This window comes from Lentzea sp. NPDC055074, assembly GCF_053608005.1.
The window spans coordinates 341,519-362,611 of record NZ_JBSGUQ010000006.1; the positions used below are offsets into that span (position 1 = coordinate 341,519).

Genomic DNA, 21,093 nt, shown 5'->3' on the forward strand with positions numbered 1-21,093 from the left:
GAGGGTGGGTCGTCGTGTCCGACGGGCAGAACTGGGTTCCGCAGAGCGTCGACGTTTCGGTGCCGAGTGCGGCACGGGTGTACGACTACCTGCTCGGGGGCGCGCACAACTTCGCGGTCGATCGCGTGATGGGCGACAAGGCCGAGGAGATGATGCCGAACTCGCGCAGCGCGGCCAGGCTCAACCGGGCCTTCCTGCGCCGGGCGGTGCGGTTCATGACCGAGCAGGGCGTCCGCCAGTTCCTGGACATCGGCTCGGGCATCCCGACCGTGGCCAACGTGCACGAGGTCGCGCAGGACGAGGCCCCGTCCAGCCGGGTCGTCTACGTGGACCGCGACCCCGTCGCCGTGGCGCACGGTGAACTGATCGTCGCGGGCAACGACCGCGTCGGCGTGCTGCAGGCCGACATGCGGGACCCGGACAGCATCCTCGGCAGTGCCGAGGTGAAGCGGCTGATCGACCTCGACCAGCCGGTCGGCCTGCTGATGCTGTTCATGGTCCACTGGGTGCCCGACGACGCGGACCCGCAGAGCCTGCTCAAGCGCTATCGCGAGGCCCTGCCCAGCGGGAGCTTCCTCGCGATCTCGCACATGGCGGGCGACCACGTCAACGACGAGGCCAGGTCCGTGACGGACCGGATGGCCAAGTCGGGCGGCGGTGCCGTCGCCTATCGCGACCGCGCGGAGATCGAGTCCTTCTTCGGCGATTTCGAGCTGGTCGAGCCCGGACTCGTCAAGTTCGCCGAATGGCGGCCCGTTGGTCCCGGCGACATCTCCGATGATCCGGCGGTGAACAGGATCGCGTTCGCGGGCGTCGGCCGGAAGCCATAACCATTCTCGATGGTGTGAACTTGATTCACGCGGCCGGTTGAGGCGGCGCCGACTCTGCGTGGGTAAACTGCCGGACCTCAGAGCCCACTGCGAGGCGGCCCTCCGAATGTCCAACCCGAGTCGAATACCCGATACGACGCCCTCGCCTCAGGACAATGCGCGGGCGCGGACGACGCTCGCCCGGAAATGGTCGTATCGCCTGCTCGGAGCAGTCGCGATTCCCCTCGGCCGGGACGATCTCGACGACGAACTGGGCGTCCGGCTGGACGCGTTGTGCTCGATGCTGCACGAGGAACCGTTCACCACCGCGCCGATCGAGGCGGCGGGCGCGGACCTCGCGGCGTTGGGCCATCTGGGTAAGTTCGGTCTGCGCTGCACCACCGAGGTCCTCGGCAAGGGGCTGCTCGCGCTGCCTGAGTTCCAGCCGCTCTCGCGGTACGCGGAACGGATCGTGCTCGCCGTCGGCGCGCTCGGTGCCGGGTTCACCGCGGCGAACGCGGAGTCCGTGCTGGCCCAGCAGGAGAGCATGCAGCGGTCGCTGCTCAAGGCCGTCCGCGACGCGAACTGGAACCTCAAGGAGAGCCAGGCCCGGTTCAACGAGGTCGTCACGTCGTCCACCAACGGTGTGCTGATCGTCGACCTCGAAGGCCGGCTGCTCCAGGTGAACGCGGCCATCGGCCAGATCCTCGGGCGCACCGCGGACGAGCTCACCGGCACCCCGCTGCTCGACCTGATCGAGCCGTCGTTCGTCGAGACGCTGCGGGAGTCGATGACCGACCTCGCCGACGGCACCGTCGAACGCTTCCGGCAGTCGCAACGGCTGCTGCGCGAGGACGGCGACTCCGCTCCGGTGACGCTGGCGGCGTCACTGCTGCGCGGCGCCGACGGCGAGCCGATGCACTTCGTCGTGGTGGTCGAGGACGGCACCGAACTGGCGCTGCTGCAGGGAGAACTGCAACGGCAGGCGCTGCACGACGTGCTGACCGGGCTGCCGAACCGCCAGTTCTTCACGACCCAGCTCGAGATCGCGCTGCGCAAGGCCGACCCCGAGCACGGCGTCACCGTCTTCCACCTCGACCTCGACGCGTTCGGCATGCTGCGCGACAGCTTCGGCGGCCGGGTCGTCGAGCGGTACCTGCAGCACGTGACCGGGCGCCTGAAAGCGTTGCTGGCGGGTGAGAAGGTCATGATCGCCCGGTTCGGCGGCGACGAGTTCGGCGTGCTCGTGGAGAACACGGCGACCACGCCGGGCATCGACGCGATCATGAAGGCCATCAACGAGGACCTGATGTCCGAGCCGACCTTCGTGGACGGCCACGGCGTGTCCGCGTCGATGAGCGCGGGCGTCGTGCACCGGCCGGGCAGCGAGCAGGAACCCCTCGACGTGCTGCGCGCGGCCGAGAGGGCGTTGCGCAGGGCCAAGAAGGGCAGGCGCGGGCAGTGGGAGCTGTTCCACGCCGGTCAGGACGCCGAGGAGCGCCGCGACGACGCGCTGGCCGTGGAGATGCCGGCCGCGTGGGAGAACGGCGAGATCACCGTGCGGTACCGCCCGGTCGTCCGGCTGTCGGACGGCGCGGTCACCGGTGCGGAGGCGGAGCTCCACTGGGACAGACCGGAGTCCGGTGCGCTCGACCACGAGAGGTGCGCCGGCCTCGCCGAGCAGACCGGCCTGATCCTGCCGCTCGGCGGGTGGCTGCTGCGGGTCGCCGCCGGCCAGTCGTCGTGGTGGCGGCAGAGCGGGCATTTCGACGAGCCGCTGGCCGTGCGGCTCACCGCGCACCAGTCGTCCGACGCGGACCTGGTCTCGCGGGTGGTGGAGGTGCTCGACGAGATCGGGGTGCCGCCCGAGCAGCTGATGATCAGCGTGCCCGGCTCCGTGCTGTCCGAGCCCGACGCGGCGGACAACGTGGCCGTGCTGTCCCGCATGGGCGTGCTGACGGCGATCGACGACTTCGGCATGGGACCGCTGGACTTCGGCCTGCTCGAGGCCGACCTGCCGGTGCGGGCCGTGCGGGTGGCGCGCGGCCTGGTCGCGTCCCGGTCTCCGTACGTGGTGGCGCTGCTGCCGTTGCTGCAGGAACGGGGCGTGTCGGTCGCCGTGGAGGGGATCGAGAGCGCGGAGCAGGCCCAGTGGTGGTTCGACGCCGGTGCGGACTTCGCCACCGGGGACCACTTCGGCGTGGCCCGCACGCCGGGGGACTTCGTGCAGGAGCTGGGACTCCGGTGACCGGACGGGGTCGGGGTCACGTCCGGTCACCGGAGAAGTTCTCGCGCTAGCCGGTGAACTCGGCCAGTGCCTTGGTGAACTCGTAGGTCTGCTGGTTGATGCCGCTGCACGAGGAGCTCATCGCGCCGCAGTTGCCCTTGTCGCGGTTCACGGCCCAGAACGAGACGCGCGCCAGGTGCTTGGAGTTCGCCCACGTCACGATGTCGCGGAAGTTCTGCGGGGTGACGGTCTCGCCGGTGTCGGTCTTGCCGTTCATCGACGAGAGGCCGCTGCGCCGGTACGCCGCGTCGTCGGTGAGGCCGAACGTCGACTTGACGTGGTTCTTCAGGCCGTCGACGGCGCTCTTGGTGAGGGCGAGCATGTCACCGCTGCTGCCCCAGTCGAACGGCATGACGGCCCACGTGTCGATCGGCGCGTTCAGTTCCTTGGCCCGCGTGATCAGGCGCTTGCCCCACGAGTTCGGACCGGTGCGGTCGGTCGGCATGGTGATGACCGTCCTCACGCCGGGGTTGTTCTGCTTGACGATCTTCAGCGCGCCGAGCACGCGGTCCTGCGTGGTGTTGTTCTCGAACTCGGCGGCCTCGATGTCGATGTCGATCGCCTTGAGCTGGTAGGCGTCGATCACCTTCTGGTAGGCGCCCGCGAGTGCGGCGGGGGAGCTGCAGAACTGGCCGAGCTTGTTGCCGGACCAGCCGCCGATCGACGGCACCGCGTCACCGCCGGCCGCGCGGATCGAGTTGACGAGTGTCTTGTCCGACCCGGTCAGCGAGCGGGAGCCGTCCCACTTCGGGTTGCAGGTGCCGTCGCTGAGGATGAACGCGAGGGTGAAGCTCTTGATGCCCGTCTGCTGCATGACCGTGGCGGGGTTGGGCTGACCGCCCCACTGGTAGAGGTAGGGCGCCGCGAGCACGGGGTCCACGGCCGCCTGGGCGGTCGTGGGCAGCATGATCGCCGCGCACGTGGCGGCGACGGCGCCGACGAGGAACCGCTTCATCAGTCCTCCGGAGACTGCTCGGTCCAGGGCGGCGCAGCTGGCAGTGAGGGGGCTCACAACGTCTTCAAAAATGGACTAGACCACCTCTCTCTGTCAAGAAGGTAGACGAAAACGGCCTGCAGCTTCGGCCGACTGGCGGTGCGTCCCGTTCACGGCTCTGAACAGCGCGGTTGCCCGGCTCGCGGCGGGCTTCGACGATCTTGTCGGTGCCGCGTGGTGCAATCGATGCGTGGCACTTCCACCCCAGCTGGTCCGCCGGAAGCCGGAGACGCGCCCGCGTCCCCGGTGGGACGCCGCTGCCCAGCGGGTCTTCGGGCACGAGGGCTTCGTCCGCGTGCTCGGCGGCCCCGGCACCGGCAAGACGACGCTGCTCGCCGAACTGGCCGCGCACGTCGTGCTGGAGCACGGGGCCGATCCCGAGAACGTGCTCGTGCTGACGGCGAACAGGCGGGCGTCGGTGGCGTTGCGCGCGCAGATCACCTCGTTGCTGACGGGGCATCTGTCGGCGATCCGCGAGCCGTTGGTCCGGACCGTGCACTCCTACGCGTTCGCGGTGCTGCGCAACCAGGCGGTGCTGCTGGGCGAGCCGCCGCCGCGGTTGCTGTCCGGGCCGGACCAGGACGCGATGGTGCGCGAGCTGCTCGCCGGCGACGTGGAGCTGGGCGCGCTGAAGTGGCCGGAGCGGCTGCGGCCCGCGCTGGAGCTGCCGGGATTCGCGCACGAGCTGCGGGACCTGCTGCTGCGGGCGGCGGAGCGCGGGCTCGGGCCGGAGGACCTGGTCGAGCTCGGCGAGCAGCACGGGCGCGACGAGTGGGTGGCGGCCGGGCGGTTCGGGGCGCAGTACGAGGCCGTGAACCTGTTGTCCGGCATGGACTCCGCGACGGCGTACGCCCCGGCCTACGACGCGGCCGAGCTGGTGTCGTCGGCCTACGCGGCGTTCGCGAACGACGAGGACCTGCTGTTCGCCGAACGGCGCCGGGTCCGGTACCTGCTGGTCGACGACGCGCAGCACCTCGACCCGATGCAGTACTCGCTGATCCGGTCCCTGGGGTCGGGTGCCGCGCGGTTCGTGCTGGCCGGCGACCCGGACCAGGCGATCTTCACGTTCCGCGGCGCCGATCCGGAGATCCTGCGGGACGCGGACGGCGAGACGGTCGTGCTGCGCCAGTCGCACCGGATGATGCCGGAGGTGCGGGACGCGGTGGCGCGGCTCGCGTCGCGGCTGCCCGGTGCCTCTCCCGCGCGGGTGGTGGATCCCGTGGAGGGCGAGGGGTCCGTGCAGGTGCGGCTGCTCGCGTCGTCCGCGCAGGAGGCGACGTGGGTGGCGGACCAGCTGCGGCGCTCGCACCTGGCCGACGAGGTGCCGTGGTCGCAGATGGCCGTGGTGGTGCGGTCGGCGACGTTGTCCCTGCCGGTGTTGCAACGAGCGCTGCTCGCCGCCGGGGTGCCGGTGTCCGTCGCGTCGGACGAGCTGCCGTTGGCGCAGCAGCCTTCCGTGCGCCCGCTGCTGGCCCTGGTCCGTGCCGCCGCCTCGCCGGGGTCGCTGGACGAGGACACGGCGGCGATGCTGCTGTCCTCCTCGTACGGTGGCGCGGATCCGTTGGCGCTGCGGCGGTTGCGGCGTGGCCTGCGGCGGCTGGAGATGGCGGCCGGGGGCGACAGGCCGAGCGGCGACCTGCTGGTCGAGGTCGTCGAGACCGCGGACCGGCTGGCGGCACTGGAGGACGCGGAATCGTTGCCCGCGCGGCGGATCGGGCACCTGCTCTCGTTGGCGCGCAAGGCGATCGAGGCGGGCAAGTCCGTCGAGGTCGTGCTGTGGGACCTGTGGACGGCGACCGGGTTGCAGGACCGCTGGGTGGCGCAGTCGGCGCGGCGCGGCATGCCGGGCATGCAGGCGGACCGCGACCTCGACGCGATCGTGGCGTTGTTCGAGGCCGCCGCGAAGTACGTCGACCGGTTGCCCGGGTCGGGGGTCGCCGGGTTCGCGGACTACCTGGAGTCGCAACGGATCGTCGGTGACACGCTCGCCGCCTCCGCCCCGACGGGCGAGGCGGTGTCCGTGCTGACGGCGCACACCGCGGCCGGGCGCGAGTGGGAGGTCGTCGCGGTGCCCGGCGTCCAGGAGGGCAGCTGGCCCGACCTGAGGCTGCGCGGCACCGTCCTCGGCGTCGAACGCATGGTGGACGTGCTGGCGGGGCTGGAGCCGTCGGTGTCGGCGGTGGCGCCGATCCTCGCCGAGGAACGCCGGCTGCTGCTGGTCGCCGCCTCCCGCGCGCGCTCAAAGCTGCTGATCAGCGCGGTGCGCGGCGAGGACGAGCAGCCCTCGCGGTTCCTCGACGAGATCGAGTCGTCCGCCGAGGACGAACGGAAGCTGCACCGCCCGCAGCGCGGCCTGGTGCTCGGTGAGCTCGTCGGCGAGCTGCGCCGGGTGGTGTGCTCGGACTCGGAGCACCCGGACCGGCGCGCGCGTGCCGCCGGACAGCTGGCCAGGCTGGCCGAGGCGGGCGTGCCCGGAGCGCACCCGGAGTCCTGGTACGGCCTGGCGGAGGTGTCCGTCGACGCTCCACTGTGGACCGAAGAGCAGAAGGTCAGCGTGACGCCGTCGACCATCGAGGTGATCACGAAGTGCCCGCTGCGGTGGGTCGTCGAACGGCACGGCGGCCAGGACCCGGCGGAGCTCGCCTCGGTGACGGGCACGCTCGTCCACGCCCTGGCGCAGGCCGCGTCGTCCGGAGCGGACTCGGCCCAGCTGCGCGTGAAGCTGGACGAGGCGTGGGCCGCGGTCGACGCCGGCGCGCCGTGGTTCTCCCGCCGCGAACGCCTGCGCGTGGAGAAGATGCTCGACACGTTCCTCGCCTGGCTCGCCATGAGCCGCAGCCAGCTCACGCAGGTAGCGGTCGAGGAGGAGATGGTCGTCGACGTCCCGAAGCGCGACGGCGGCCCGTGGCTGCAGGTCCGCGGCCGGGTGGACCGCCTGGAACAGGACGCCGACGGCCGCCCGATCGTGATCGACCTCAAGACGGGCAAGAGCCCGGTGTCGAAGGAGTCCGCGCAGGAACACCCGCAGCTCGCGGTCTACCAGCTGGCCTCGTCACTGGGCGGCTTCACCCACATCGGACTCGGATCGGAGCCGGGCGGCGCCCGCCTGCTCTACGTGGCGAAGGAGGACAAGAAGACAGGAGCTGTCGAACGCACCCAGGCGCCTTTGGACGAACAGGGCGTGCAGGCGTGGCTGGAGGTCGTGCAGGGCGCAGCGGAGTCGGTGCTGGGCCCGAACTACACGGCCCGGGAGAACGCGGACTGCGACCGCTGCCCGGCGCGCACGACGTGCCCGGTGCACCCGTCCGGGCGGCAGGTCAGCGAGTAAGCACCGTTGATCCGCCGGCTTCCCCTGATCGAGCACGGTGCCGGGCACCCAGGCGCCCAGGCACGGCCACCCGGCCGCGCGACCCGCGGTGGGCGGGCTGACGGGCGTATCCGGCCGGGCCTCCGTGGTTTCGGTGGTGGGCTGGCCGCTGGGTTCGGTGCTGGACGGGCTCTGTCGGGCCTGCGTGGTTTCGGCGGTGGGTCGGGCGCTAGGGGCGTTGCCGGGTGCGCTCTGTCGGGCCTGCGTGCTTTCGGCAGCGGGCTGGCCACCGGGTGCGGCGCTGGACGGGCTCTGCTGCGCCCGTGTGGCTTCCGCGGCGGGTCGGGCGCCGGGTGCGCTGTGCCAGGCCCCCGCGGTTTCAGTGGCGGGCCGGCTGCCGGTCGTGGTGCTGGGCGCGCTCTGTCGGGCCTGCGTGGTCTCGGCGGTGCGCAAGCCGCCGGTCGCGATGCTGAGCACGCTCTACGGGCCCGCGTGGCTTCTGCGGTGGAGCTGCCGTGAGGCGGGTTGTGTGCGCTCTGCCAGGCACATGTGGTTCTGCGGCGGGCCAGCCACCAGGCGCAGTGCTGGGCGCGCTCTGCCGGTCCTGCTTCACATCTGCGGCGGGTCGCCAGCGAGGCGGGCTGAGCGCGCTCGGCTGGGCCCGCGTGGTTTCCGCGGTGCCCCGGCCGCCCAGGGTGCTCCCGGCCGCGACCTCCGAGGCCGGCTTCCTGACCTGCGCGTTTCTCGCGCCGGAACTGTCGGCGAACACACCGTCCCGGGTGGTGCGGACCCGTCCGGCCCAGGTAGGAAGATGTACCGGTGACCGTCAGCCCGTTTGAGATCGCTGAGGCGCTCGGGCTGAACAAGCCGACACCCGAGCAGGCCGAGGTGATCGCCGCACCCGCGCGACCCGCGCTGGTCGTGGCGGGCGCCGGCGCCGGCAAGACCGAGACCATGGCCGCACGCGTCGTGTGGCTGGTCGCGAACGGCCTCGTGCTGCCCGATCGCGTGCTCGGCCTGACGTTCACGCGCAAGGCCGCACGCCAGCTCGCGGACCGAGTGCGTGCCCGGCTGCGCAGGCTCGCGGGATCGTCCCTGCTGGACGAGCTCGACCCCAGCGGCGAACGCAAGATGGCCGTCCTGACCGGCGAGCCCGTGGTGCTGACGTACCACGCCTACGCGGGCCGCCTCGTCACCGAGCACGGGCTGCGGCTGCCGGTGGAGCCCGGCGTCCGGCTGCTGACGCAGACGGCGTCGTGGCAGCTCGCGCACCGGGTCGTCTCGACGTGGGCGAAGGACCTCGACACGGACAAGGTGCCGGCGACGGTCACCGGGTACCTGCTGTCGCTCGCCGGTGAGCTGGGCGAGCACCTCGTGACGCCCGAGCAGCTGGAGGCGCACGCGCTCGAGTTCTGCGCGCTGGTCGAGAACGCTCCGCGCGCTCCCCGCCAGCGGGACGCGTTGCCGGAGAAGCTGAAGGAAATCGTTGCGGCCCAACGGCTGCGGATCGCAATGCTGCCGTTGCTGGACGCCTACCAGCAGCGCAAGCGCAAGGAAGCGGCGCTGGACTTCGCGGACCAGATGTCGCTGGCCGCACAGCTCGCCGCCTTCGACGAGGTGTCCGCCGGGGAACGCGAGCGGTACGGCGCCGTCCTGCTCGACGAGTACCAGGACACGGGCCACGCGCAACGCGTGCTGCTGCGGTCGTTGTTCGGCGACGGCGAGCCGATGCCGGTGACGTCCGTCGGCGACCCGGCGCAGGCCATCTACGGCTGGCGCGGGGCGTCGGCCGCGAACCTGCCGCGCTTCGTCGACGACTTCCCTCCGGCGACGAAGTTCGGTCTGCTGACCAGTTTCCGCAACCCGCCCGAGGTCCTCGAGCTCGCGAACGCCGTGTCGCTGCCGTTGCGCGAGGCCGGTCTGGACGTCGAGGAACTGCGCGCCAGGCCAGGCGCCGGACCCGGCGACGTCCGCCTGGCGCTGCACACCGACATCCGCGCCGAGCTCGACTGGATGGCGGACAACTTCGCGGCGCAGTGGGAAGCACACCTCGACGCCGAGGGGGTGCCGCCGACCGCGGCCGTGCTGGTGCGCCGCCGTTCGGACATGGCCGCCATCGCCGCGGCCCTGCGTGAACGAGGCCTGCCCGTCGAGGTCGTGGGCCTCGGCGGCCTGCTCGACGAACCCGAGGTGCGCGACCTGGTGTCGGCGCTGCGGGTCCTGGTCGACCCGTTGGCGGGCACCGCCGCGGCCCGCCTGCTGACCGGCTCGCGCTGGCGCCTCGCGGCCGTCGACCTGGCCGCGCTCTGGTCCCGGGCGAGGGAACTGGCGGGCGTCGCACCGCGACAGTCCGTTGTGGACGATCCACTCCTGGTCCTCGCGGACGCCCTGCCCGGTGAACACGCCGAACAGGCAGGCCTCGCGGACGCCCTCGACGACCCAGGAGACGCCGACGCGTACTCGTCCGACGGCTACCGGCGGATCCGGCGGCTCGGCGGCGAGCTCGCGGCGTTGCGGCGCAGGCTCGACCAGCCGCTGTCCGAACTGGTCGCCGACGTGGAACGCACCCTGCTGCTCGACATTGAGTCGATGTCGCGTCCCGGCATGGTCGGCCGGGCCCACCTCGACGCGTTCTCCGACGTCGTGACGGACTTCGCCGCGGCCTCCCCGTCCGCGACGCTCCCGTCGTTGCTCGACTACCTCTACACGGCCGAACACGCCGAAGACGGCCTGGAACCCGGCGAGGTCGAGGTCTCCGAGGACCGCGTGCAGATCCTCACCGTCCACTCGGCGAAGGGCCTCGAGTGGAGGATCGTCGCGCTGCCGCACCTGGTGCGCGACGTGTTCCCGGGGCGCAAGAAGTCCTCGTGCTGGCTGAAGAACGTGACCGACCTCCCCGCCGCCCTGCGAGGAGACTCGGCCGACCTCCCGACGCTGAAGCTGTCCGCGGGCTACAACCGCAAGGAGGTCGACGAGGCCCTCACCCTGCACGCCGAGGAGTTCGAAGACCGCCGCCTGGTCGAGGAACGCCGCCTCTTCTACGTGGGCGTCACCCGAGCCGAGCACAGCCTGCTGATGTCGGGCCACTGGTGGGCGGAGGCAGGCGACAAGCCCAAGGGCCCGTCCGTCTTCCTGCAGGAGATGCACGAGGTCCTGCAACGGGAAAACCCACCGGGCGACATCTCCGTGTGGACCCCGGAACCCGACGCCGACACCCCGAACCCGCTGGCAGAGGACGTGAAGTCCTCGATCTGGCCGTCAGACCCCCTGGGCAAGCGCCGCGACGCCGTGGTCGAAGGCGCCGAAATGGTCCTGGCCGCCCTCGACACCCTCCGCAACACCCCGCCAGAGCCACTGCCGCTGATCTTCGACGAGCCCGAACCCGAACTGCTCGACGAGGACTACCCGCCCCCCACCGACGAGCCGCCGGACGACGACTTCCCGCCAGAACCGGAACCACTCCCCGACGACGTGGTCCCGGACGACCCGGAAATGCCCGAGGAGGACGACCCGGAGGGCTGGGCCAGGGACGTCGACGTCCTGCTGGCAGAACGAGCGGCGTCCCAGAACCGCCGCGAACAGGTGGCCCTGCCGGCACACCTCTCGGTCTCACAGCTCGTGGAACTGGCCAAGGACCCGGACCAACTGGCCCGCCGCCTGCGCCGCCCGCTCCCGTTCCCACCGAACCCGCTGGCCCGCCGCGGCACGGCCTTCCACACGTGGCTCGAGAACCGCTTCGGCGCCACCCGGCTCCTGGACCTGGACGACCTCCCAGGAGCAGGCGACGCCGACGCCTCACCGGACGCGGACCTGGAGAGGCTGAAGGAGTCGTTCCTGGCCAGCGCCTGGGCGGACCGCACCCCGCACGACGTGGAGGTGCCGTTCGAGGCGGAGTTCGACGGCATCTCGGTCCGCGGCCGCATGGACGCGGTGTACCGCGACGCCGACGGCTGGACCGTGGTCGACTGGAAGACCGGCGCCGTCCCCGAGGCCGAGGCCCTGCCGGCGCTGTCCGTGCAGCTCGCGGCATACCGGCTGGCGTGGGCGGCCCTGGTGGGTGCGCCGCTGGAGACGGTGCGGGCCGCGTTCCACTACGTGCGGCACGACCACACGGTGAGGCCGGCGGACCTGCTGGAGGAGCAGGGCCTGAAGGACCTGATCCGGTCCGTGGAGTCGTGAGCACGCGGGTCCGGTGGGACGGGGCACGTTCGCGGCGTGTGGGTCCGTGGCGCGCGGCTGTGGTTCGCGGGTTGTGGCGGCGCACGGACAGCGGTGAGTTGATCAGACGCTGCCCGCACGTTGTCCATGATCGCGAGTTGTCCACAGGTTGCGGCTTTCTGACCTGGGGTTATCGGCAGCTGGGTAGCCTGTGGATAGACGGGAACCGAAAGCGCTTCTCGCTCGTTGCGTGACAAGGAAGCGCGCGGGGGCAGCGGCGGGCCGGCCTCAGCGCCCTCCGTCAGGACTGTGTGGACGTCAGGGCTGGCGTGCGACGGCAGGACGTCGTGCGACGGCAGCGGCTCAAGAGTTGTGGGGTTTCGACGGCATCTCGGTCCGCGGCCGCGTTGCCGACTCGGATGTGACTGCCTGGGGGCCGTGAACCGGGCAGGAGCGCGAGGAACCAGCCACGGAGCGCGAGGAACCGGCAAAGAGCGACGAACCGGCAACAGGAGCGCGAACCAGCGCCCTCGGCCCTGCCGGCATGCGAGCTGCCGCTCTCGGTCCTGCTGGCACGCGAGCTGCCGCTCTCGGTCCTGCTGGCACGCGAGCTGCCGCTCTCGGTCCTGCTGGCACGCGAGCTGCCGCTCTCGGTCCTGCCGGCACGCGAGCTGCCGCTCTCGGTCCTGCTGGCACGCGAGCTGCCGCCCTCGGCCCTGCTGGCACGCGAGCTGCCGCTCTCGGCCCTGCCGAAGCGCGAACCACCCTCGACCTGCCGGCACGCGAGCTACCACCCGCAACCCTGCCAGCAGCGGCTCAACCCTGCGAGCTGCTCCCAGCCGGCGCGTGCGAAGCCTTCAGCACCCGCTCGTACAGCACCTCGAGCAGCCACCGCCCGAACAGCGAAGGCCCGAACTCGGGCGACCGGTCCTCCGGCGGCACCATCAGGTCCGCCGAGGCCTCGTCGCCCACGACGACGCCGATCCCGTAGTAGTCGAGCTCGATGAACGACCAGGCCTGGGACTCGTCGGTGCGGGGGAGCATCACCGCACACGGCGCCAGGGTCAGGAGGGTGCCGCACGACTGGAGGGCTCGGTCCGTCGTGGACTCGCTCACCAGGACGCCCACGAGCTCCACGGCGGCTACGGGGAGGCGGTCGTGCGCCTCGGGCTCGAACCACGAGCGGAACCACGACGGGTCGGCACGAGGGGGCCAGCCGTTCCCGGTTCTCCACTCGTGCACGTCGGGCAGCAAACGCACGACCGCGGACACCTGCTGGCCCAGGACGGCGACGTCGGGAACGACGACACCCTCCCAGCCGAGTGCGGTTGCGGCGCGCTCAAGAAGCGTTTGCACAGGGCGCATCCTAAGGTTCCTCGCGCAGAAAATGACAGCGTTTGCGGGATACTTGGTTAAGGATTACCCAGGGTGGTCATGGGGATGCTTTCGCCACTTTCCACGCCCATGCGACGAGCGGGATCTGCAGTGGCAGGCGGCCGTAGGCGATGGCGCGGGCTTTGGGGGATTTGTCCCGGAAATCAAGAGCCATTTTCACGTTCGCCGGGAACACCGCGACGAACAAGGCGGCTGCGGCCAGTGCGCCGTGGCGGCGGGTTCGGGGCGCGGCGACTGCGGCGGCCACGGCCAGTTCGGCTGCGCCGGACACGTACGTCCACTGCCTCGGGGTGCCGGGGAGGGCGCGCGGGACGATCGCGTCGTAGTACTTCGGCCTGGTGAAGTGGGTTGCTCCGGCCAGGCCTAGCAGTGCGGCGAGCGCCAGCGCCGACCGCGCTCGGGAACGGGTTGGTTCCATGGCGTCACCCTGTCATGCCTACGCCGCGTAGGCGAGGTGGGGCTGGCCTATTCTCCACGGCCGTGGCAGGTGATTCTCGTCATTCCGAACGCACTGAACGCGCCGCTGTCGCCGCGCTGGCCGATTCCTTCGTGGCCGGGCTCTGCGAGTGGATCAGGATTCCGGGCATCGGGGTCGACCCCGCGCACCACCCTGACGTGCGCAGATCCGCCGAGTGGCTGGCCGGCGCACTCCGTGAGGACGGCTGGCCGGAGGTCGAGATCTGGGACGACGGACCGGCGCTCCCGGCCGTGTTCGCGTGCTGGCCGGCGGACGATCCGGACGCCCCCACCGTGCTCGTCTACGGCCATCACGACGTGCAGCCGGTCGATCCGCTCGACCGGTGGGAGCACCCGCCGTTCGAGCCCGTGATCAGCGGCGACGAGATCCGCGGGCGGGGTGCGAGCGACGACAAGGGGCAGGTCGCGATGCACCTGCTCGCGGTCAAGGCGCACTTGGCCGCCACGCGGCAGAACGCTCCGAGCGTCACGCTGAAACTCTTCGTCGAAGGCGAGGAGGAATCGGGATCACCGCACCTGCGAAAGCTCCTCGATGATCACGAGAATCAGCTCGGTTGCGATCTTGTGGTGTTCACCGACACCGCATTGCACGATCGCGACGCACCGACGGTCAACACCGGGCAACGCGGTGTTCTCGGTGTCGAAATCACGTTCGAAGGCGGAACCGACGACGTCCATTCCGGACGCGCGGGCGGTGCGATTCCGAACCCCGCGACGGCACTCGCGAAACTGATCGCCGCGCTGCACGACGACGACAACCGGATCCAGCTCGAAGGCTTCTACGACGACGTCCGCGAGCCCTCCGCGAAGGAACGCGAGGACTACGCCGCGCTGCCGTTCGACGAGCAGGACTGGCTCAGGCGCAACGGCGGCGGCGCGCGGGCCACCCGAGGCGAGCCCGGCTACTCCACGTTCGAACGGCTCTGGGTGCGGCCCACGGCCGAGGTCAACGGGATCAGCGCCGGCTACACCGGTCCCGGCTTCAAGACGATCATCCCGGCGCGCGCCACCGCGAAGATCAGCTTCCGGCTCGTGCCCGACCAGCACCCCGACAGGGTCAAGGTCCAGCTGGAGCGGTTCGTCGCCGAGCACACCCCAGACGGCGTCACGGCGAGCATCGCCATCAGGGGCGAGGGCGTCCCGCCGTACGCGATCAGCCCGGACGACCCGGCCAACGCCGCCGTCCACGAGGCCATGGAGCTCGCCTTCGACCAGCCCGTCCGGTTCGCGCGGGCCGGTGGGTCGGGGCCCGCGGCGGTGCTCCAGCAACGGCTCGGGGTGCCCCTCGTCTACCTCGGTGCGACCTTGCCGGATGATCGCGTCCACGCGCCGAACGAGCGCGTAGTGGTGCCGTTGCTCCTCAAAGGCGCGGAGGCGGCCGCTCACCTGTGGCGGATGCTTGCCCAAGCGGAGATAGCGAAGAGGTTGTCCCGATGAGCCTGTCTGATGAAGCGTCGCACTCGCTCGTCGGCGTGATCAGGATGCCGGACAAGGTGGAAAGCCCTGTCCGCGCCATCCTGAAGCGCGTTGTCGGCGCGATGGCGGCGCTGCTGCTCGCGGTGATGATCGTGTACCTGGACCGTGACGGCTATCGCGACGTGAACGAGGACGGCGTCTCACTGCTCGACGCCTTCTACTACGCCACGGTGTCTCTCTCGACGACCGGCTACGGCGACATCACGCCCGCGTCGTCGTCGGCACGCCTGATCAACGTTCTGGTCATCACGCCGTTGCGAGTCCTGTTCCTGATCGTGCTGGTCGGCACGACACTCGAAGTTCTCACCGAGCGCTCCCGTCAGGCGTTGCGCATTCAGAAGTGGAGGCGGGTCGTGCGGGACCACGTTGTGGTCGTCGGTTACGGCACCAAGGGGCGGTCCGCGGTCGCGGCGCTGCTCGGCGACGGTGTCGACCCCGGCTCGATCGTCGTCGTCGACACCGTGCAGGAGTCGCTCGACGCGGCCACCGCCAAGGGGCTCGTCGTCGTGCATGGGTCCGGTACGCGCAACGACGTGCTGAGGGTCGCCGGTGCGGCCCGTGCGCGCGCGATCGTCGTGGCGCCGAACCGGGACGACACGGCGGTGCTGGTCACGTTGACCGCTCGCGAGCTCGCCCCCAAGGCGCAGATCGTGGCGTCGGTGCGGGAACGCGAGAACGAGCACCTGCTCAAGCAGTCCGGCGCCGACTCGGTGGTCGTGTCGTCCGAGACGGCCGGCCGCCTGCTCGGCATGGCCACCGCGACGCCGTCCGTCGTGGCGATGGTCGAGGACCTGCTCACGCCCGACGCGGGGCTCGCGATCGCCGAGCGCGACGTCGAGAAGAGCGAGATCGGCGGGTCGCCGCGGCACCTGCCCGACATCGTGCTCGGCGTGGTGCGGGGCAAGACGTTGTACCGGGTGGACGCCCCGGAGGCCGACGCGATCGAGCCGGGCGACCGGCTGCTCTACGTCAAGAAGGTGACTCCTCCCGGAGAGGAGTGAAACGGCGCGGGCCACGTAGTCCAATGAGGGGCTCCCCACCGCCGGGGGAGCCGTGCCCCTCGGAGGACGTGTGGATCTGTCGCTGGTCCTGACCGTGATCGGCCTCGTCGTGCTGGTCGTGGTCGTGGTGCTCTCGGTCGTGAGCTCCGGGGAGGAGAGCGGGAGGCTCCGCTCCGCCACGGCGGCCATCCGTTCCCTCGAACGCCTGGCGGGCACACCGGGGTGGGCGAAGGTGTCCGACCAGGAGGACGTGCCGGCCGGGCGGATGAGCGGCCTGCCCGGGTTGGGGCGGGGCGGCACCGTGGCGGGAGTCCACGAGGGGCGTGCCGTTCGGGTCGCCGTCTTCTCCTCGACGACGTCCGTCGGGCTGACGTCCACTGGTTACTCCCATGTGGAGAGAACCGTCCCGGCGCTCGTGGTGGTGCTGGACGCGCCGGAGCTCACCGGAGACCTGAGGATGGACCCGCCTCGGCCCGGCGCGGGCTACGAGATCTCGGGCGACCTGGCGCCGGACACCGAACGCGGGGTCGTCGCCCAGCTCAGGTCGTACCAGCAGCCCGCCGTGGACATCGCCGACGGCGTCGCGTGCTTCACCTTCACCGACCTGGACCTCGTGGAACAGCTCGACGACCTGGTCGCCATGACGTGCGACGTCGTCGAGATCCTCGCGAAGGCTAAGAAGCCGGCCCCGTCCGCCGAGGAGTAGGCATCACGGCCGGCGCGCGCAGAGGCGCGTAGCGGAAGAGGAACGCGTAGAAGCCACCCGCCAGCGCTGCCATGCACAACAGCAGCGCGGTGAGGCGGCGCCCGACCGGGAGTCCGACCGGGACGGACGCGGCGGACGACACCATCTCGCCGCCGGTGTTGACGATCTCCACGGTCTCGCCCTTGGAGTGACCGCAGCCGTCGAGCTTGGCCTGCTTCTTCTGGCCGTCGGCGTCCCACTCGACCGTGTCCATGCCGGAGCCGCACGAGCCGCTTTCGACCACTGTGGCCATCACGGGTCTAGGGGGTTCCTCGGCGCCCAACACCTTGGCGGGCAAGAAGAGCGCGAGCGCGACCCCGATCCCGACCAGTCCGACGACCAGCAGGATGAACACCCATCTGTCCGGGCTTCGCGGAACCGCCACACTGCGATGTTCGCAGACGCGGCGGCCCGCGTGGAGCCCAGGTTTACTTCGGCAGCTGGCGCAGCTGCTCGACCTTGATGGTCTTGCCGTCGGTCACCGAACCGCTCACCGCGACGAGATCGCCGTTCTTCGGCTTCTCCGTCACCGAGGCCAGGTCCAGCGGCGTCTGCAGGCCGTCGACCTGGATCAACGTGGCGTTGTTGCCGTTGACGTCCTTGACGGTGCCGCGCGCCTGGGCCTTCGCCAGGGCCACGTTCAGCGCCTTGCCGTCCTTCACGCGCACGGTCACGCGCTGGTCGGCCTTGAGACCGGCGAGGTCTCCGCCGCGCAGCTTCGTGGAGCCGTCAGTGGTCAACGACACCTCGCTGCCGTCGTCCTTGGTGATCGTGAGCTTGCCGGACTCGACCGACTTGACCCGCCCGACGACGAGCGTGCTGTCCTTGAGCTTGGCCTTGTCCGGGCGTCCCGGCCTGTTCTGGCCGTTCACGCCGCCGGGACCACCGGGGTGGCGCTCCGCGAACGCCGCGTTCGGCGGGCGGTCGGGGCCCTCGGCCGCCGTCGCGACCGCGATGCCGCCGACGGTGAGACCGGCGGCCGCGACGATGGCGCCGGCCCACGCTGATTTCTTCGACATGCGCACCAGCGTGCGCGCGCAATCTGAGCGCAAGCTGAAGGCGAGTCGCCCGAAGTCCCGATGATCAGCAGAATGGTGTGGTGTCCGCCAGGGTGTTGGTGATCGAGGACGCCGAGGCGATCGGCGCCGCGGTGTCGTCCGCGTTGCGCGAGTCCGGGTACGAGGTGCAGCACCGCCTGGACGGGCGCCAGCTGGAGGCCGATCTCGGCCGCTTCCGCCCCGACCTGGTCGTTCTCGACGTGATGCTGCCCGGCCGCGACGGCTTCCAGCTGCTCGAGGTCATCCGCCGCTCGTCCGGTGCCGGCGTGGTCATGCTGACCGCGCGCGACGGCGTGCCGGACCGGTTGCGCGGCCTGTCCGGCGGCGCCGACGACTACGTGGGCAAGCCGTTCGTGCTGGCAGAGCTCGTGGCACGGGTGTCGGCCGTGTTGCGGCGCCTCGGCCGCACCCCGTCGACCGTGCAGGTCGGCGACCTGGTCGTGGACGCCGACGCCGGTGTCGTCATGCGCGCCGACCGGCCCATCGAACTGACCGCGACCGAACTGCGCCTGCTCGTCTACCTGGCTGCTCAACGCGGGCGTGTGGTGTCCAAGACGCAGATCCTCACGGCCGTGTGGGGCTACGAGGACTACGACCCGAACCTGGTCGAGGTCCACATCAGCGCCGTGCGCCGCAAGATCGAGGAACACGGCACACGGCTCGTGCACACCGTTCGCGGTCTTGGGTACGTGCTGCGGGCCGAAGAATGAACCTCCGCACGGTGTCGTTGCGCCGGCGGGTCGCGGTGTCCGTGCTGCTGGTGCTGTTCCTGGTGCTCGTGACGTTGGTGATCTCGGTCGACCGGACGTTCGCCGGGCAGTCCTCCAAGGACGTCGACGGCGTGCTGAACAGCGCCGAGTCGCGCGCGGTGGAGATGCTGAAGAACGGCAGGCGCCCGGCCGAGGTCGTCGGCGTGCTGACGAAGCGGAACATCCACGTCACCATCGAGCTGCCCAACGGCACGACCGTCGGCAGCGCGCCCGAGGAAGGCCAGTTCCAGCGCCAGGTCCGCACCGTCGGCCGCAACAAGATCACCCTCTACGCCGACACCGAGGCGATCTCCCAGGCACAGCACCGGTTGCGCAAGCTCCTGCTGATCCTGGGGCTCGTGGCCATCGGCGTCACCGGACTGCTGATCGTCGTGGTGGTCCGCAGGGCGCTGGCGCCGCTCGACGCCATGACGTCGCTGGCCCAGGCCATCGCCGCCGGGCACCGGGGCGGACGCCTCAACCCGTCCAGGACCGACACCGAGCTGGGACGGACCGCGGCCGCGTTCGACGGGATGCTCGACTCGCTGGAGGGCTCCGAGCAACGCACCCGGCGGTTCGTCGCCGACGCCGCGCACGAGCTGAGGACGCCGATCACCGGCGTGCAGGCCGTGGCCGAGGCGCTCGTGCAGGCACCCGTCGACTCACCCGACCGCGACCAGATGTCGTTCCTGCTGGTCAGGGAGGCACGCCGGGCCGGACGGCTGGTCGACGACCTGCTCGCGCTCGCCCAGCTCGACGCCGGGTACGAGATGCAGCGCGAATCGGTGGACCTGCTGGGCCTCGCCGAGGCCGAGGTCGCGCGGACCCGGTTCGTGGCACCGGACTTCGACATCGCCGCCGAGGGCGTCCAGGTCGCCGTGGTCGGGGACGGGCAACGGCTCGCGCAGGTGCTCGCGAACCTCGTCGACAACGCCCGCCAGGCCACCGGACCGTCGGGAAGCGTGCGGATCCGGGTCGACCTGACCGGGTTCACCGTGTCCGACAACGGACCGGGCGTGCCCGAGGCCGAACGCGAACGGATCTTCGACCGGCTCGTGCGGCTCGACGACGCCCGCGACCGGCGTTCGGGAGGCTCCGGGCTGGGGCTCGCCATCGCCCGCGGCGTGATCCGCGCGCACGGCGGCGACCTCACGTGCGAACCGTCCGGCCAGCCGGGAGCGGTGTTCCGCGTGCGGCTGCCCGCGGTGAATCCGGTCGCCCAGCCGAGCCACGTTTGATTTCATCGGTGCGTGGACGCGGACGTGGTGGTGCAGTGGGTGAAGACCGAGTGGACCAAGCAGTCCCGCGGTGAACCCGGAGCGACCCGCCGGAACTCGGTGCCGGTCGGGTTCGTGCTGCCGCACCTGAGGCCCGCCGTGCACGAGGTGCGCCTGCTCGAACGGGAGGGCTTCGCACCCGTGTGGTCGAAGGAGAGCAGCGAGATCGACCGGATCGCGCTCACCCTCCGCGAGGACGACGACGTGCTGACCGTGCAGCTGCAGGACACCATGTACGCGTCGCCGCGGCGGCGGGACAGGCCTTCACCCGTGCGGCTCCGGCGGGGCGAGTGGGTGCGCTGGCAGCTCAACCACCGGTGGGCGCGGCCCCGGGACGGTGGCTGGAACTACCTGCTGACCACGCTGAACCTGGCTTACGGCTCACCGCGTGACGCGAAGGTGTTCCTGGGAACGCCCACGCGCCACGTCGACGAGCAGACCCACCTGAGCTAGGAGACACCCCGGCCTAGGAGACCTGGGCCGCCGGAGCCGAGAAGGTGTTGCAGGCGTCCGTCGAGTTGGCCTTGAAGCCCGCGCCCGCCCACGTCGCTTGGTTCTTCGCCGAACCGTGCGCGTTGTTCTCGGGCTTCTCCTCGATCGCGAACTGGAAGTCCTCCTGTGCCTGCCGCGCGAGGCCCGCCGTCAGCGAGCCGCGGCCCGCCGCCGCGCTCAGGAACATGCCCGCGAAGCAGTTCGCCTGCAGCTCGATCCGGCGGGACATCTCGAGGCCCGCCGGGGTCTTCTCGCCCGCGTCGGTGATCTTCAGGTCCGCCGCGCGCAGGAGGCCCGTCAGCGCCTGGACGTGGTGGCCGTACTCGTGCGACAGCGTGGCCAGGTGGGTCGCCGGGGCGTCACCGCCGCCGTTGTCGCGCAGACGCGCCGTCGGCATGTAGATGGTGCGGTTGCGGCCGCAGTAGTAGGCCACCGCGTGGTCGGACTCCGGGGCCTCGCCGCACGGGCCGTCCTTCAGCACCGGCGAGGCGTCCAGCGCCGGCTTGTCGAACGGCAGGTTCGCGCTCGTGAGCACCGGGCCCCAGGCGGCGTCCAGGCACTCGACGCCCGCCGCGTAGTAGGCGGCCAGCTGGGCGTCGTCGGTGCCGAACGGCGGCAACGAGCACGTCACCGGGGTCAGCGACGCCGGTTTGACCAGGAACGGGTGGTCGGCCAGCCGGAACACGGCGCGCGGGCGGATCGGCGTCGACGGCTCGGTCTGAGGGGTCGACGCCGGGCGCGAACCGGCCAGGGCGTGGCCGGTGACCACTCTGGGCCGGCTCAGTTGACCGATTCCGAGGACGAACGCGACCACCAGCACGAACACTCCCGCGAGCAGGACCGGGTTGTTCTTCGCTGGTTGGGTCAC

Annotated in this window: 16 protein-coding genes; 10 read left to right on the forward strand and 6 right to left on the reverse strand. The window is 71.2% G+C overall.

What is annotated here, in order from left to right:
• Window positions 1–14 precede the first annotated feature (14 nt).
• On the forward strand, window positions 15–830 hold the full coding sequence (locus ACWF7A_RS17470) for an SAM-dependent methyltransferase (protein WP_452251458.1): 816 nt from the start codon (window positions 15–17) through the stop codon (window positions 828–830).
• Between the two features lie 106 nt (window positions 831–936).
• Complete coding sequence (locus ACWF7A_RS17475) at window positions 937–3,057, forward strand: putative bifunctional diguanylate cyclase/phosphodiesterase (protein WP_452251459.1); 2,121 nt, start codon at window positions 937–939, stop codon at window positions 3,055–3,057.
• A 46-nt stretch (window positions 3,058–3,103) separates the two neighbouring features.
• Here the strand turns inward: ACWF7A_RS17475 and ACWF7A_RS17480 are convergent, their stop codons facing one another.
• Entirely contained in the window at window positions 3,104–4,051 is a 948-nt protein-coding gene (locus tag ACWF7A_RS17480; RefSeq protein WP_452251460.1) for a chitinase, read from the reverse strand.
• A 229-nt stretch (window positions 4,052–4,280) separates the two neighbouring features.
• On the opposite strand from ACWF7A_RS17480, the gene ACWF7A_RS17485 reads away from it, so the two are divergent.
• Window positions 4,281–7,418, forward strand: coding sequence for an ATP-dependent helicase (locus ACWF7A_RS17485; protein ID WP_452251461.1), 3,138 nt, complete (start codon window positions 4,281–4,283; stop codon window positions 7,416–7,418).
• 798 nt (window positions 7,419–8,216) lie between these two features.
• Window positions 8,217–11,576, forward strand: coding sequence for an ATP-dependent helicase (locus tag ACWF7A_RS17490; protein WP_452251462.1), 3,360 nt, complete (start codon window positions 8,217–8,219; stop codon window positions 11,574–11,576).
• Window positions 11,577–12,371: 795 nt separating this feature from the next.
• Here the strand turns inward: ACWF7A_RS17490 and ACWF7A_RS17495 are convergent.
• Together ACWF7A_RS17495 and ACWF7A_RS17500 are read right to left on the reverse strand one after the other, a co-directional pair.
• The gene (locus ACWF7A_RS17495; RefSeq protein ID WP_452251463.1) at window positions 12,372–12,911 is read right to left on the reverse strand and encodes a hypothetical protein; all 540 of its coding nucleotides are present in this window, start codon (window positions 12,909–12,911) and stop codon (window positions 12,372–12,374) included.
• A 76-nt stretch (window positions 12,912–12,987) separates the two neighbouring features.
• The gene (locus ACWF7A_RS17500; RefSeq protein ID WP_452251464.1) at window positions 12,988–13,368 is read right to left on the reverse strand and encodes a DoxX family protein; all 381 of its coding nucleotides are present in this window, start codon (window positions 13,366–13,368) and stop codon (window positions 12,988–12,990) included.
• 62 nt (window positions 13,369–13,430) lie between these two features.
• Here ACWF7A_RS17500 and ACWF7A_RS17505 point away from each other — a divergent pair, with 62 nt between their 5' ends.
• From ACWF7A_RS17505 to ACWF7A_RS17515, 3 genes are all read left to right on the forward strand, one after another.
• The gene (locus ACWF7A_RS17505; RefSeq protein WP_452251465.1) at window positions 13,431–14,864 is read left to right on the forward strand and encodes a M20/M25/M40 family metallo-hydrolase; all 1,434 of its coding nucleotides are present in this window, start codon (window positions 13,431–13,433) and stop codon (window positions 14,862–14,864) included.
• On the forward strand, window positions 14,861–15,904 hold the full coding sequence (locus tag ACWF7A_RS17510) for a potassium channel family protein (protein WP_452251466.1): 1,044 nt from the start codon (window positions 14,861–14,863) through the stop codon (window positions 15,902–15,904). Before ACWF7A_RS17505 ends, ACWF7A_RS17510 begins: the two co-directional genes overlap by 4 nt.
• A gap of 70 nt (window positions 15,905–15,974) precedes the next feature.
• Window positions 15,975–16,610, forward strand: coding sequence for a hypothetical protein (locus ACWF7A_RS17515; protein ID WP_452251467.1), 636 nt, complete (start codon window positions 15,975–15,977; stop codon window positions 16,608–16,610).
• Here ACWF7A_RS17515 and ACWF7A_RS17520 read toward each other — a convergent pair.
• Both ACWF7A_RS17520 and ACWF7A_RS17525 read right to left on the reverse strand, forming a co-directional pair.
• Window positions 16,579–17,034 carry a hypothetical protein gene (locus ACWF7A_RS17520; RefSeq protein ID WP_452251468.1) on the reverse strand — a complete coding sequence of 152 codons (456 nt, stop codon included), beginning with the start codon at window positions 17,032–17,034 and terminating at the stop codon, window positions 16,579–16,581. The two genes, ACWF7A_RS17515 and ACWF7A_RS17520, sit on opposite strands and share 32 nt — an antisense overlap.
• Before the next feature lie 43 nt (window positions 17,035–17,077).
• A complete protein-coding gene (locus ACWF7A_RS17525; RefSeq protein WP_452251469.1) occupies window positions 17,078–17,668 on the reverse strand; it encodes a hypothetical protein in 591 nt (196 codons plus the stop codon).
• Between the two features lie 80 nt (window positions 17,669–17,748).
• On the opposite strand from ACWF7A_RS17525, the gene ACWF7A_RS17530 reads away from it, so the two are divergent.
• From ACWF7A_RS17530 to ACWF7A_RS17540, 3 genes are read left to right on the forward strand one after another with little or no spacing between them, the layout of a single operon-like run.
• Window positions 17,749–18,417: a response regulator transcription factor gene (locus tag ACWF7A_RS17530; RefSeq protein ID WP_452251470.1), complete on the forward strand. Its 669-nt coding sequence runs from the start codon at window positions 17,749–17,751 to the stop codon at window positions 18,415–18,417.
• On the forward strand, window positions 18,414–19,694 hold the full coding sequence (locus ACWF7A_RS17535) for a sensor histidine kinase (protein WP_452251471.1): 1,281 nt from the start codon (window positions 18,414–18,416) through the stop codon (window positions 19,692–19,694). Before ACWF7A_RS17530 ends, ACWF7A_RS17535 begins: the two co-directional genes overlap by 4 nt.
• A 12-nt stretch (window positions 19,695–19,706) precedes the next feature.
• Window positions 19,707–20,186: a hypothetical protein gene (locus ACWF7A_RS17540; RefSeq protein WP_452251472.1), complete on the forward strand. Its 480-nt coding sequence runs from the start codon at window positions 19,707–19,709 to the stop codon at window positions 20,184–20,186.
• A 13-nt stretch (window positions 20,187–20,199) separates the two neighbouring features.
• On the opposite strand, the gene ACWF7A_RS17545 is transcribed toward ACWF7A_RS17540, so the two are convergent.
• Entirely contained in the window at window positions 20,200–21,093 is an 894-nt protein-coding gene (locus ACWF7A_RS17545) for a neutral zinc metallopeptidase (protein WP_452251473.1), read from the reverse strand.

Bases quoted from the DNA above. Each gene is read 5' to 3' on its own strand.
- ACWF7A_RS17475 (WP_452251459.1), top strand. From the start codon at position 937: ATGTCCAACCCGAGTCGAATACCCGATACGACGCCCTCGCCTCAGGAC.
- ACWF7A_RS17480 (WP_452251460.1), bottom strand. From the start codon at position 4,051: ATGAAGCGGTTCCTCGTCGGCGCCGTCGCCGCCACGTGCGCGGCGATC.
- ACWF7A_RS17500 (WP_452251464.1), bottom strand. From the start codon at position 13,368: ATGGAACCAACCCGTTCCCGAGCGCGGTCGGCGCTGGCGCTCGCCGCA.
- ACWF7A_RS17510 (WP_452251466.1), top strand. From the start codon at position 14,861: ATGAGCCTGTCTGATGAAGCGTCGCACTCGCTCGTCGGCGTGATCAGG.
- ACWF7A_RS17525 (WP_452251469.1), bottom strand. From the start codon at position 17,668: ATGTCGAAGAAATCAGCGTGGGCCGGCGCCATCGTCGCGGCCGCCGGT.
- ACWF7A_RS17535 (WP_452251471.1), top strand. From the start codon at position 18,414: ATGAACCTCCGCACGGTGTCGTTGCGCCGGCGGGTCGCGGTGTCCGTG.